The sequence below is a fragment of the Pseudarthrobacter oxydans genome (assembly GCF_030812335.1).
In the GTDB taxonomy this organism is placed as follows: Bacteria; Actinomycetota; Actinomycetes; order Actinomycetales; family Micrococcaceae; genus Arthrobacter; species Arthrobacter oxydans_B.
The window spans coordinates 179,043-191,368 of the sequence record NZ_JAUSSN010000003.1 but is presented as its reverse complement, the minus strand read 5'-3'; the positions used below and the strand labels follow the sequence as shown (position 1 = coordinate 191,368).

General features: G+C 63.7%; 12 protein-coding genes. 3 read left to right on the top strand and 9 right to left on the bottom strand.

The window, feature by feature from the left end:
* The 7 genes from rfbA to J2W14_RS06145 all read right to left on the bottom strand — a co-directional run bounded on the left by rfbA (nucleotide 1) and on the right by J2W14_RS06145 (nucleotide 6,104).
* Nucleotides 1-864: a glucose-1-phosphate thymidylyltransferase RfbA gene (rfbA, locus tag J2W14_RS06175; protein WP_307459907.1), complete on the bottom strand. Its 864-nt coding sequence runs from the start codon at nucleotides 862-864 to the stop codon at nucleotides 1-3.
* 74 nt (nucleotides 865-938) lie between these two features.
* Nucleotides 939-1,853 (bottom strand): glycosyltransferase, encoded by a 915-nt coding sequence (locus J2W14_RS06170; RefSeq protein WP_307459904.1) that lies wholly within the window; start codon nucleotides 1,851-1,853, stop codon nucleotides 939-941.
* 11 nt (nucleotides 1,854-1,864) lie between these two features.
* Nucleotides 1,865-2,752, bottom strand: a complete 888-nt coding sequence (locus tag J2W14_RS06165; protein ID WP_307459901.1) for a glycosyltransferase family 2 protein — start codon at nucleotides 2,750-2,752, stop codon at nucleotides 1,865-1,867.
* Between the two features lie 20 nt (nucleotides 2,753-2,772).
* A complete protein-coding gene (locus J2W14_RS06160; RefSeq protein WP_307459898.1) occupies nucleotides 2,773-3,153 on the bottom strand; it encodes a DUF2304 domain-containing protein in 381 nt (126 codons plus the stop codon).
* A complete protein-coding gene (locus J2W14_RS06155) occupies nucleotides 3,153-3,905 on the bottom strand; it encodes a glycosyltransferase family 2 protein (RefSeq protein ID WP_307459894.1) in 753 nt (250 codons plus the stop codon). Before J2W14_RS06155 ends, J2W14_RS06160 begins: the two co-directional genes overlap by 1 nt.
* A gap of 14 nt (nucleotides 3,906-3,919) precedes the next feature.
* Nucleotides 3,920-4,852, bottom strand: a complete 933-nt coding sequence (locus tag J2W14_RS06150) for a glycosyltransferase (RefSeq protein ID WP_307459892.1) — start codon at nucleotides 4,850-4,852, stop codon at nucleotides 3,920-3,922.
* Between the two features lie 10 nt (nucleotides 4,853-4,862).
* Nucleotides 4,863-6,104 (bottom strand): polysaccharide biosynthesis protein, encoded by a 1,242-nt coding sequence (locus tag J2W14_RS06145; RefSeq protein WP_307459890.1) that lies wholly within the window; start codon nucleotides 6,102-6,104, stop codon nucleotides 4,863-4,865.
* Nucleotides 6,105-6,200: 96 nt separating this feature from the next.
* Between J2W14_RS06145 and J2W14_RS06140 the strand changes: the two genes are divergently transcribed.
* From J2W14_RS06140 to J2W14_RS06130, 3 genes are read left to right on the top strand one after another with little or no spacing between them, the layout of a single operon-like run.
* Nucleotides 6,201-6,974 carry a glycosyltransferase gene (locus J2W14_RS06140; RefSeq protein ID WP_307459887.1) on the top strand — a complete coding sequence of 258 codons (774 nt, stop codon included), beginning with the start codon at nucleotides 6,201-6,203 and terminating at the stop codon, nucleotides 6,972-6,974.
* Nucleotides 6,975-7,000: 26 nt separating this feature from the next.
* Entirely contained in the window at nucleotides 7,001-7,999 is a 999-nt protein-coding gene (gene rfbB, locus J2W14_RS06135) for a dTDP-glucose 4,6-dehydratase (RefSeq protein WP_307459884.1), read from the top strand.
* Nucleotide 8,000: 1 nt separating this feature from the next.
* Nucleotides 8,001-9,425: a bifunctional dTDP-4-dehydrorhamnose 3,5-epimerase family protein/NAD(P)-dependent oxidoreductase gene (locus J2W14_RS06130; RefSeq protein WP_307459882.1), complete on the top strand. Its 1,425-nt coding sequence runs from the start codon at nucleotides 8,001-8,003 to the stop codon at nucleotides 9,423-9,425.
* 86 nt (nucleotides 9,426-9,511) lie between these two features.
* Here J2W14_RS06130 and J2W14_RS06125 read toward each other — a convergent pair whose 3' ends face one another.
* Both J2W14_RS06125 and J2W14_RS06120 read right to left on the bottom strand, forming a co-directional pair.
* Nucleotides 9,512-11,179, bottom strand: a complete 1,668-nt coding sequence (locus tag J2W14_RS06125; protein ID WP_307459879.1) for a DUF2142 domain-containing protein — start codon at nucleotides 11,177-11,179, stop codon at nucleotides 9,512-9,514.
* Complete coding sequence (locus J2W14_RS06120) at nucleotides 11,176-12,237, bottom strand: substrate-binding domain-containing protein (RefSeq protein ID WP_307459877.1); 1,062 nt, start codon at nucleotides 12,235-12,237, stop codon at nucleotides 11,176-11,178. The genes J2W14_RS06125 and J2W14_RS06120 overlap by 4 nt, the downstream gene beginning before the upstream one ends.
* Nucleotides 12,238-12,326 lie beyond the last annotated feature (89 nt).

The following is a 12,326-nucleotide window of genomic DNA, read 5'->3' as shown; positions in this document are numbered from 1 at the left end:
TTACGGCTCTAGGAGACCGAGCAGGTATGACCCGTAGCCGCTTTTGATCAGCGGCGTCGCGCGCTGGCGGAGTTCGTCGTCCGTGAGGAAGCCCTGGCGCCATGCGATTTCCTCGGGCGCGCCGATCTTGAGCCCCTGGCGGTTTTCCACCGTGCGAATGAAGTTCGACGCATCGTTCAGGTCGTTGAACGTGCCGGTGTCCAGCCACGCCGTGCCCCGGGGCAGGATTTCGACGCGGAGCTTGCCCTTCTCGAGGTAGGTGCGGTTGATGTCCGTGATCTCGAGTTCGCCGCGCGGTGACGGCTGCAGGTTTTTGGCGATGTCGACGACGTCGTTGTCGTAGAAGTACAGGCCCGGCACGGCGTAGTGGGACTTGGGCTGCGCCGGCTTTTCCTCGAGGGAGATGGCCTGTCCGGCGTCGTCGAACTCGACCACGCCGTAGGCCTTGGGATCCTTGACCCAGTAGCCGAAGACAGCGCCGCCGTCGATGTCGGCGTGCTTGCGCAGCTGGGTGCCCATGCCTTGGCCGTAGAAGATGTTATCGCCCAGGACCAGGGCCACGGTCTCCCGGCCGATGTGCTCTTCGCCGAGGATGAAGGCCTGTGCGAGGCCGTCCGGCGATGGCTGCTGGACGTAGGTCAGGCTGATGCCGAACTGTGAACCGTCGCCCAGCAGGCGCTGGAACTGTTCGGCGTCATGGGGCGTGGTGATGATCAGGATGTCGCGGATCCCGGCCAGGATCAGCGTCGAGAGCGGGTAGTAGATCATCGGCTTGTCGTAAACAGGGACCAGTTGCTTGCTGATGCCGTGGGTGATGGGATGGAGACGTGAGCCGGTCCCACCGGCAAGAATAATTCCGCGCATGGACTATATCCTCCCCTACCTGTCTGCGCTCGGCCAAACCAGGGCCCTGGTGGCCCTGGGGGGCGGTGCGGAAATCAGTTAACGTGGCCGCGGCCGCTGCGCCCGCGGAGGCCGTCCGAGAGTCCCTTGAGGGCATAGCCGAGTCGCCCGGATCGTCCCGGCGCGAGCAGGGTGACGACCAGCAGATGGCGGACATCGGTCCAGACCCCGCTTGTCACCCACAGCGGATTGCGGCGGGCGTACCGCAGGCTAACGAGGAGCCGATTCCGGAAAATGTAGTAATAGCGCCAGGGCGCTGCGGTGCGGACTTTCAAGGGCGGCCGTCCGCCCACATGAACGGCCCGTCCGAACACCCGCGCGTCGACCATCGTCCCGAGTGAATGGTCGAATTCAGCCGGGGCAAGAACGGTGGGGAGGCCGGCACCGAGGGCACGGAAGTAATACTCGGTATCGACCAGATCGATGAACAGTTCCTCCCAGAAGTCGCCTATCGCATCCAGGGTGGCGACCGGGATCATCAGGCCGGACTGGATTGGCTCCTTGCCAAGGGGAATCCCGTGGCGCGAACCGGCGCGCTTGACCGGGTTCCCGTGAATGGTGGACGGCGAGATCAGGCCCGGCTCGATGCCGGCTGCCTTCGCGCCGGCGGAGGCGTCGCGAAGTGTCTGGACATAGCCGGCGGGAAGGTAGGAGTCCTGATCCACGGTCACGATGTAGTCGGGGTCACTGATGGCCCGAGCCCTGCGGATGCCTGTGTTTAAGGCGGCGCCAATGCCTGAGTTGGCTTCGAGACGGACTACTACCGCGCCGCCGTCGGCCAGGGCCGCGAAGATGTGGTCAAAACCGGGGCCCCCGCCGTCGTCCACCACCACCACCACGGCAAGCTGCCGCAGCAGCGATTCCACGTTGCCTATGAGCTCCGCAGTCGGCCGGTAGGCCGTAACGACGCCTGCGACTCCGGCGACAGGACCACCGGGTGCTTTCGGCATCTGCGTGCCCGTCATTTGCCGAACGCATGCCGGAGGAGCATGCCCAGCGGGCCGGTACCGCCTTGGCGGAGCGCGCCCGGAACGAACAAGACGGCGTGCGCCCGCGACGTCAGCCGCAGGCGTGCCGCGCGGGCAGCCCTGCTCCACCCCTTCGCCTCGCACAGTCGTTCTGCGAGTTCAAAGTAGTCACGCTCACCTTCGAACCGGGACCCGTCGATGAGCTTGGCCGCCGAGGCGCTGCTGGTGTGCCGCCGGTACTCAAAGCAGACTTCGGGCTCGATCAGCAGCTCGGCGCCGCCAGCGACCATGTCGAGGACGAGGGCGAGGTCCTGGATGACGGGGAGACCATCGCGGAAATCGTAGTTCCGGATCTTGTCCGTCCGGAATGCGAGGGAGGGCCAGTAGAGCCAGTCCCCGTGCAGCAGGCTAGCTGCCAGCGCTTCGCCGGAGAGGACACGGGCGCCTGAACCACGGGGTTTGACCACCCGCTGCTTGACGATATCCGCCAGCGGGACCGTCGCCTTGCCGGCCTCGTCGATGACCTGGACGCCCGGCTGGATGATCCAGGCGTGCGGAAATTCCGAGTGTGCGCGGAGCACAACATCGACGTAGTTGGGCAGCAGCAGGTCGTCCGACCCCATGACTACCAACACGTCCTTTGTGGCCAGCGAGACGCAGGTCCGGAAGTTCTCGGTAATGCCCTCGTTGGTGTCTTTCCGGATGTAAGTGACCCTGGGGTCGTCCTTGCCCTCGACATAGCGGCGGACCTCATCGCCCGGGTAGGCGTCGTCCACGACAGTCAGGCGCCAGCTGCCGTTGGTCTGCGCGAGGACGCTGTCGACGGCCTGCTTCATGTAGTCCGCGTCGCCCCAATAGGGGATGAAGATATCCAGTTCCATGGTTAGTTTTTCGGCGTCCTCTACTTTGACGTCGGCGACGCCGACGTATCGTCGCCGGAGTCTTGGGGTGACAATTCCTCGATCATAGTGCGCAGGATGGCAACTTCTTCAGCCAAGGTCCGGGTCTCGTCTTCCACGACTGAGATTTCCCAAGACAGGTGGAGGCAGACACCCAAAAGCAGAAGGATGCTGATGATGAACAGGAGGTTGGACGGCAGCTGGACGCCGACGGCTACGGCCACCACGGTCAACAAGCTGGGGAATGCGGCCAAAATCAGTGTTCCGACACCGACGATCAGCCACAGCGCGGCGTATTTTTCGCGGAGCTTCTTCCGTCGGAGCATCTCGAAAACGACGCCGACGATCGTGAGAGAAAGAGCAAATGCAGCCAGGTTCGTCACTATGCCCTTCCCGGAGCGTTGAGCTGAGCCGGTGAAATCCTTGACGGTTTCCGGGTCAGGGCGAGCAGCAGGGCGAACACCGATCGGCCAAGGTAGATCGCGGCCTTGAGCGGGTTGTGGCTTGGGGTCCCGCCCTGTCGGGGGCGCATCTCGACGGGGATCTGGGTCACTATGCAGCCTGAGCGGACGGCCACCACGAGTGAATCGATGGTGTCGCCCAGGTACTCCGCCGGATAGTGGTCCAGATACTGGGAGATGGCGCGCTCGTTGGCCGCGCGGAAGCCTGATGTGACGTCGGTCAGCCTTGTCTTGGCGAGGCCTGAAATGACCTTGGCCAGAAACTGCATCGCCCATTTGCGCGGGCCGCTGACCTCGTAGTCGCCGCGGTCAGCGAAGCGGGCGCCAATTGAGATATCGGCGTGTTCCAGTCCGGCAAGGACTTCGTCTATATTCCGGGGATCGTGCTGGCCATCAGCGTCCACCTGGATCACCCGGCGGTAGCCAAGCCGCTGGGCGTACTTGAAACCTGCGCGCATCGCGCCGCCGACTCCGAGGTTGAACGGCAGTGTCAGGACGGTCGCGCCGGCCTCCTTAGCGATGGCTGCGGTGGCATCCGTCGAACCGTCGTTGACGACGAGAACATCGTAGGAGCGTCCGACACCCAGCACCTCACGGACGGTGTTGCCCACGGACTCGGCTTCGTTCCATGCCGGCATGATGACCAGGACCCGCGTCGAGTCATGAATTTTCATAGTTCTCCAATATATCAACGGGCTCGGAAGCGGTTGACGAGGTCGTTGCTGATCCGGCCGTCGTGTCCGCGGCTGGAGTCGGCAACTCCATGCCACGCGGCAATCACCAGGTTGCGTCGGTCAGGGCTGAAAGCGAACCGAAGCGCCTGCGCCTTGGCTTCCTCCACGAGTCGCCGGAGGATCCAGGAAGGGTTCCGGCGCCAATACCGTCTAAGTAGGGTCGTCCCGTTGCGCATGATGTAGTACATCCGGAACGGGGAATAGTAGTTAAAGGACAAGTCCTCGCCCCTGAACCGCAGCTGCCGGCCAAACACTGTGGCAGGAAGGCGCGCCCCAAGCCGGTGTTGGACTTCACAGCCGGCGCCGATCAGGACGCTGTAGCCTGCAGCTCTGGCCCGCGCGGTGTATTCGGAGTCCACACAGTCGATGAAGAAGCCGGTCTCAAAGGTGCCGATCGCGGCGAGGGTGGAGACCGGGATGAAGAAGCCGGATTGCATGGGGTCGAAAGCCTCGCTGAAGCCGTCGTTCCGTCCGAGAACGGGGACCTGGTGTCCGCTGAACGATTCCGCGGACACGAACCCGACCCTCCGGCCCCCGGCGGTCGCCCGCTCGTAGGTCGTGAGTGCGCTGTCAACATACCCGGGCACCGGGCACGAGTCCTGGTCGAAAGTGAGGATGAATTCAGGCGAGGACGTGGCCTGGAGCTCCTCGATGCCCCGGTTGAGAGCCGCCGCGATACCTGAATTGGACGGCAGGGCCAGCACTGTAACGCCCTGGTCTTGAAGCCGGGTGAAGATGCCGGCCGCTGCCGGGGCGGAACTGCCGTCGTCGACCACGACCAGCTCATCCACCTGGGTCCGAATGGCAGCAGCATTGGCCAGCAGTTCGTCGTCGGGGTTGAACGCTGCAATTACGGCGGCAATCCGCCGCTGGCGTCTTTCGGTCACGGTGTTGATCCTACCTTCCGACTGTAGAGGGGCGGGCGACCGAGGGCATGAGCCGCACTGCGGGCACCAACAGTCCCACGAAGAGCAGCGCCTCGCTCACAGCCATTCCCAGTGCGACGGCCGGAACGTTGGACATCGTGCCGGCGACAACCATGAGGAGAACGCCCGTAACCGCGGATATTCCGGTCCACAGCAGGACCGACTTCTGGCGACGGGACGGAATCAGGATGTTTCGAATGAGCGGCGTTGACGCGGACAGGAAGAAGAAGGAGACACCGTAGTAGACACACGTCAGCGTATCGGCGCGCACGGCTTCGCCGAACATCACGCCGGAGATCCACGGCCCGAACAGGCCCAGAAAAGCTCCGCCCGCCACTCCGAGGATTGCATGCGCCGTCAGGGCGATGATGTGTCGGCGCCGCGGGTCCGCCGCGTCATGTTCGAGCGTCCAGCCCTGGAAGGTGTTGCCGAGCGCTACAACGCTGAAGAGACCCATCCGGTAGATCGCATCCGCGGAGGCCAGGCCCGCGGTCGCCGCTGCTGACGGTACGGTCGCGGTGGCGATCGGCACGGGAGTGGAGGCGTATGCGCTGCCGGTGAGGTTAATGCCTGCCGTACCCGCATGGGGAAAGATCTCCTTGCTAACAACTTTCCCCAGGTTCCTCGGCATCCACGTTTTTGCCTCGCCGAACCGTCTCTGGAAGGACACCAGCGCCAGAACGGTGGTCAGCACGGATACGACGCCGTAAGTCCAGACCTGGCCGGTGGCCACAATGAGAGGTGCGCTGATGACGGCCGCGAGGAAGCGGGGGAGGGTGTCGTAGACGGCGAGGATCCGGGGTTGCCCGGTCCCGATCCCGTACCACGCCGGCGAGAAGCCGGTGAGGGCGGTCGCCCAGGCCATGGTGACGGCGTCAAGGCGGAAGCCTTCGTGGGCCACCATGAGGACGATCACGGTCATCAGAGGCAGCACCACCGCGGCAATCACCACGCGGGTGCGCACGCTGCTGGAGTAAAGGGCTGCCCTTGCAGGGAAGGCGCCGGAACGGGCTATCTCCACCGGACCCGAAATATTCCAGCTCCAAAGGATGATGGTCGCCGCAAAAACACCCAGTGCCTGGCCGGAGGTGATGCTGGACCAGCCCGCGGCGCCAACCACCCGGGCGACTATGGGCAAGAGGAGGAACGGGAGGACCAGCGCCAGCAGCGGCAGCAGGGTAAAGCCTGCCAGCCGGAGCAATACGGGTCTCATTCGGTGTACGGTCCTATGGCTGGGGGGATTGACCTAACGATGATACGCGATCGCCCGGCCCCGACTGCTGCGCCATCGTCACCTAGAGTGGTCTGCATGAACGATGTGACGGCGCCCGGCGGGCGGAAAATCCGGGCGAGCGTGTGCATGGCCACCTACAGGGGAGCTGCCTTCGTTGAGGAGCAGATAGCCTCCATCCTCGCGGAACTGGGGGCCAACGACGAACTCGTCATCGTGGACGATGCATCCCCTGACCAGACCGCCGACATCGTTGACAAGATCGAGGACGGGCGCATCCGCCTGATCCGGGCGGCGAGCAACAGGGGCTACGTCCGGACCTTCGAGGAGGCGGTCCGGATCAGCCGTGGGGAGTACATCTTCCTGTCCGACCAGGACGACATCTGGATTCCAGGACGGCTCGAACTCATGCTCGCCGGGCTGACGAAATCCCAGGTGGTCGCCAGCAACTTCGACATGCTCGGTGGCGGTCCCCGGCCCTGGATACCGCGCCTGAGGTCATCGGACTCCCGCCGTCATCTGGCAAACCTTGCCGGCATCCTGGTGGGATACCGGGCCTACTACGGCTGCGGCATGGCGTTCCGCCGGGAGGCGGCACAATTATTCACCCCCATTCCGCCGTACGTCCGGGAGTCCCACGACCTCTGGCTGGCCATTTGCGGGAATATTGCGGGCTCCATGACGCACCTCGATCAGTCCACCATCTACCGGCGGCTCCACGAGGAAAACCAGACTCCGGCGGGCTGGCGTTCGCTCCCTAAGATACTGTCGGCCCGTGTCATGTTGCTGCGGCTGATCGTGGAAGCCTTCCGCAGGTCCCGCCGCGCTTCCAAGCCCGCAGTTCTGAGGTAGCGGCGGGCGTTCGGTAGGCTGGGAGCATGCAGAAACTCCTGGTTACCGGCGGCGCCGGCTTCATTGGTTCGAACTTTGTCCACTATGTGATGTCCCACACCGACCGTAACGTCACGGTCCTGGACAAGCTCACCTACGCGGGAAACCTCGAGTCACTCAAGGGTCTGCCGGCAGACCGGTTTGAATTTGTCCAGGGTGACATCGCCGACGCCGAGCTCGTCGACGCCCTGGTGCGCGATCACGACGTCGTGGTGCACTACGCCGCTGAGTCCCACAACGACAATTCCCTGCAGGATCCGCGCCCGTTCCTGGACACCAACATCATCGGCACGTACACCCTGATCGAGGCGGCCCGGAAGCACAACAAGCGCTTCCACCACATCTCCACCGACGAGGTGTACGGCGACCTGGAACTCGACGATCCGGAGCGGTTCACCGAGAACACCCCCTACAACCCCTCCAGCCCCTATTCGTCCACCAAGGCCGGTTCGGACCTGCTGGTGCGGGCCTGGGTCCGGTCGTTCGGGCTGCAGGCGACGATCAGCAACTGCTCGAACAACTACGGGCCCTACCAGCACGTGGAGAAATTCATTCCGCGCCAGATCACCAACGTGATCGACGGGATCCGCCCGAAGCTGTACGGGAAGGGCGAGAATGTCCGCGACTGGATCCACGCCAACGACCACTCCTCGGCCGTGCTGGCGATCATCGACAAGGGCCTGATCGGGGAGACGTACCTGATCGGCGCTGACGGGGAGAAGAACAACAAAGAAGTTGTCGAACTCATCCTGCAGCACCTGGGCCAGCCCGCCGATGCCTATGACCACGTCGTGGACCGTCCCGGGCATGACCTGCGCTACGCGATCGACTCCAGCAAATTGCGCCGTGAGCTGGGCTGGACGCCGCAGTTCTCCAATTTCGACGCCGGCATCGAGGACACGATCCGCTGGTACCGCGAGAACGAGTCCTGGTGGCGGCCGCAGAAGGCCGCGACCGAAGCGAAATACCAGGAGCAGGGCCAGTAACGTGACGATCGAATTCTCGAAGCCGCTGAAGGCCACCCCGACTCCCATCCCCGGTGTCGTCCTCTACGACCTCCCGGTCCACGGCGACAACCGCGGCTGGTTCAAGGAGAACTGGCAGCGGGAAAAGATGCTGGCCCTTGGGCTGCCCGATTTCGCGCCGGTCCAGAACAACATTTCGTTCAACGAGACGGCCGGCACCACCCGCGGCATCCATGCAGAGCCGTGGGACAAGTTCATCTCCGTGGCGACCGGGCGCATCTTCGGCGCCTGGGTCGACCTCCGCGAAGGTCCCAGCTTCGGCACTGTCTTCACCGCCGAGCTCGACGCCAGCCAGGCAATCTTCATCCCCCGGGGGGTGGGGAATGCCTTCCAGACGCTTGAGGACGACACCGCGTACACCTACCTCGTGAACGATCACTGGAGCGCGGACGCCCAGGGCCAGTACACCTTCCTGAACCTCGCGGACAGGACGGCCAACATCCCGTGGCCCGTTCCGTTGGACGAGGCCGCATTGTCCGACAAGGACAAGGCGCATCCGCACCTCGCGGACGTCGTCCCGATGCCGCCGAAGAAGATCCTGGTGCTCGGCGCCAACGGCCAGCTGGGCAGGGCCCTGCGGGAGGCATACCAAGACCGCGCCGAGGTCGAGTTCGCGGGCCGGTCAGAATTCGATATCTCCGCCGCGGACAGCTTTTCCGGGCGCAACTGGAAGAACTACTCGGCGATCATCAACGCCGCCGCATACACCGCGGTGGACGAGGCTGAGACGCCCGAAGGCCGCCGTAACGCCTGGGTCATCAACGTCCAGGCCGTGGCCGAACTGGGCAAGATCGCCACCGCCCACGGCATCACATTTGTGCAGGTCTCCAGCGACTACGTCTTCGATGGCACCGCGACCCAGCACTCTGAAGACGAGCCGCTGAGCCCCCTCGGTGTTTACGGGCAGACCAAGGCCGCAGGGGACGCCATTGTCGGCGCCGTGCCCCGGCACTACATCGTACGGACAAGTTGGGTCATCGGTGACGGCAACAATTTCGTCCGGACCATGGCGTCCCTGGCCGGCCGTGGCATCAAGCCGAGCGTTGTCGATGACCAGATCGGCCGGCTGAGTTTCACCTCGGACATCGCCGCAGCCATCCGCCACCTGCTGGACACTGCGGCGCCCTTCGGAACGTACAATTTCAGCAACGACGGCGAGCCGCAGTCCTGGGCCGCGATTGCAGCCGAGGTCTTCGGCATGACGGGCGGAAAACCGTCGGATGTTTCGGGCGTCACGACGGAGGAGTACTTCAGGGGCAAGGCAGCGGCGCCGCGGCCGCTGAACAGTGTCCTGGCGCTCGACAAGATCAGGGCCACCGGCTTCCTCCCGGCACAGTCGTCCGAACGCCTCAAGGCATACCTGAACGCTGAGGTTTCCCGGGGCTAAGGTGGCCGGCATCGGCGAAGTCCGTCATGAGAAAGGACCCGTTCAAGCGTGCAGCTTGAACGGGTCCTTTCTCATGACCGACAGAGCTAGCGGTCCGCGGTTTTTCGCCGAAGGGCCGGGCGGATCTTCCGGACGTACCGGGCCAGTTTCGGCACGAGGTCGGCGCCGGGATGCAGAAAGCGGAACAGCTTCGACGCGGCGAAGACCACCACCGCTGTGAACACGACGGTCAGGACCTCCCAGGTCAGGGGAGGCTGCCAGCCGGGCACAGTGAACATGGTCTGCCAATTTCCCCATTCCTGCAGCCCGACAACGTAGCGCCGGAGCACGTTCAGGAAGGCGTAGACGTGCGCGACACACGCTGCCAGCAGCACGATCCGGGTGACGGTCCGGTTCTGCGGACGTTGGCCGAAGGGGCGAAACCTCATGGCCAGCCCAGCGGAGATCAGAGCAATGGCAAACAGCGGGAGGCTGTAGCGTCCCTGCCAGATAAAGCCGGTTGTGTTGACCAGCGCCGCCTGGACCGCGGCCGGAACCACGGTAAGGAATCCCAGTGCGACCCAGAACGCTATCTGTAGCCGCACGGGCCGGACGAGGAACACCATGAGTACAGTCCCGATGAGCAACATGCTCCAGAAAGCGACGACACCCAGCGGCACGGGCGCATCCAGCCAGCCCGCGACACCGACGTACTGGTGCACGAAGTCAAATGACCTGTCCAGCATTGTCAGGAAAGCGTTATACGGGCGTACCTCACCGCTGACGTTGGAGATGCCCGCCGGGGCCTCACCCGCGGAAGCAGGTGCCCTGAGCATGAGGAAGTTCCACGCCAGGCCCAGGGCTATGCCAACTGCCGTCAGCGCACTGACCACCTGGACCAGCCGATTTCTGAAGATGGCGGCGATGTCGGCCCAACGGAAGAAGAGACAGGCAACGATCGCGCCACACAACAGCCAGAGCAGCGATACGTTCCGGGTGTTGGCTAAGGTCGCGGCCGCGACGCTGACGGTCAGGATGCCGGGGCGGGCCCGTTTCAGGTTCCGGGAGTTCTCCAGCACGGACACCAGCCCGCAGAACGCAGCCATGGAGGCCGCGATTTCAAGCGAGTTGGGATTGATGCCGCTCGCAAGGAACAACACCATGGGCGTCGTTGCCACACCGGCGGCGATGAGCGGCCACTTCGGGTGGCGGAGACGTGACAACGCGGTGAAGCCCGCCGCATAGAACGCCGCTGATAAGAGGCCGCTGACGATGCGCATGGCAAACAGGGCCGGGGCGCCCGACATGAAGAGGCTGGGTAGCCCCACCAGCCAGTAGTAGAACGGGTTATACAGACCCGCCGAGGTAACTCCGATGGTGAGGTAGTTGTCATCCACCGGAATGGCGGGAGCGCAGCCAGCGGTCTTCTCCATGTGGAAGGAGAAACACATCTGTGATTCCAAGTTGGCGATGTAGGACGGAACCTGAACATGCACGCCGTGACCGTAGGACTCCCCCGGGCCGGGGAAGAACTGGCCCCGCGCCACGGCGGCCGCCTTGATGGTGTGCGAGGGTTCATCCGGGTACGCCATCAACGGAGTCGCCAGGATCCAGATCGTGATTAGGACAGATAGAAGAGCGAAGACGGGAAAGAAGAACTTCAGCCCGCTGCGTGTGACCGGTGAGAGTTCGTACTGGCGTCGACCCCGCGGTGATGCATCTGTGGCAAGGGGGACCGCCGACGACGGATTATTTGTCACGGTTGTGTGGGTCATGCCTCCTCCCGTATAGCTTCAATCATGGTGTTAGAAGCCCTCAGAGCTTCCTCACTGGGCGAAACGACGTTCGCGAAATAAGTCGAGGCGACCTGGCCGTCCGGACTGAGAACGAACTTCCCCCAAGACTTCACGAGGGTGGTCAATGGGCCATTCTTGTACCTGGGGCAGAAGGCCTGGTACCCGACGACGCCAAGGGCGTAGCCTTCGGCGCTTTTTTCCGGGAGGGTGAACTCGACACCAGTGGGGATCTTCCGCGTGGCGCCCTCCTTGGCTGCGACAGCGGTGGAGTCCTTGGACATGCGCACGAAACCCTCCCCAAATGACATAAGCGCAGTGTCGAAGCGGCCTCCGTTCGCGCCGGTGGTCATGAACGCTATGGCACCGGCTGTCTGGTCGACCTTGGTTCCGATGTCGGAGAGTTTCTTTTCTTCGATTCCGTTCTTCGGTTTCGGCCAGACATCGGTGACGCCGGCTGTCCATTCAGGGACGCTGCTGAGATACCTGGTCGCCGCTGTGGTCTCGGCACTTCGCTGCGCTGCCGTGACCGGGACGATCTCCGACGACGGAAGAGTTGTGCCGGGATTCAACTCGATAATCTCGGCTGCGTCCCAGCGGGTGATTTCTCCCGAAAAGATGCCAGCCAGGACGGCAGGGCTAAGTTTGAGACTCTGGACACTGGGCATGTTGAATGCCACGCCGAGGGAGGTGATCGAAACCGGGATGGAGAACGCCCCGGTCGGCCCACACACTTGCTTCGTCTGGTCTTGCTGCGCCTGCGTTAGGGGCGTGTCGAGCGCCGCGAAGTAAGCCTGCCCCGTCGACAGGGCAGAAATCCCGACCTCGGAACCATCGGGAGAGTAGTTAACGGAAGTGGCGTTGTGCACCTTCGTCCAGGCACTGCTCCATGCTCCGATGGGGTCTTGCTGCACCGGTGTACCGATCGCTGTCAGAGAACCTCTGACATCGGTGACGGACGTCTTGCTCGAGCAACCAGCCGCTCCTATCCCAGCGAGCAGAATGCAGGCGAGAGCGCCGCCTATGGACCGTGTGCGCAACGACTTCCCTTTCCGATCTGGTGCGTGCCTTGTCGTACCTGCCTACAACCCTAGCCGCTCACGTGCTTGCGGCGGGCAATCCGGGGCCC

What these genes read in the sequence shown, in the direction of transcription:
- rfbA (WP_307459907.1), bottom strand. Translation starts at nt 864, where the DNA reads ATGCGCGGAATTATTCTTGCCGGTGGGACCGGCTCACGTCTCCATCCC.
- J2W14_RS06170 (WP_307459904.1), bottom strand. Translation starts at nt 1,853, where the DNA reads ATGCCGAAAGCACCCGGTGGTCCTGTCGCCGGAGTCGCAGGCGTCGTT.
- J2W14_RS06165 (WP_307459901.1), bottom strand. Translation starts at nt 2,752, where the DNA reads ATGGAACTGGATATCTTCATCCCCTATTGGGGCGACGCGGACTACATG.
- J2W14_RS06155 (WP_307459894.1), bottom strand. Translation starts at nt 3,905, where the DNA reads ATGAAAATTCATGACTCGACGCGGGTCCTGGTCATCATGCCGGCATGG.
- J2W14_RS06145 (WP_307459890.1), bottom strand. Translation starts at nt 6,104, where the DNA reads ATGAGACCCGTATTGCTCCGGCTGGCAGGCTTTACCCTGCTGCCGCTG.
- J2W14_RS06140 (WP_307459887.1), top strand. Translation starts at nt 6,201, where the DNA reads ATGAACGATGTGACGGCGCCCGGCGGGCGGAAAATCCGGGCGAGCGTG.
- rfbB (WP_307459884.1), top strand. Translation starts at nt 7,001, where the DNA reads ATGCAGAAACTCCTGGTTACCGGCGGCGCCGGCTTCATTGGTTCGAAC.
- J2W14_RS06125 (WP_307459879.1), bottom strand. Translation starts at nt 11,179, where the DNA reads ATGACCCACACAACCGTGACAAATAATCCGTCGTCGGCGGTCCCCCTT.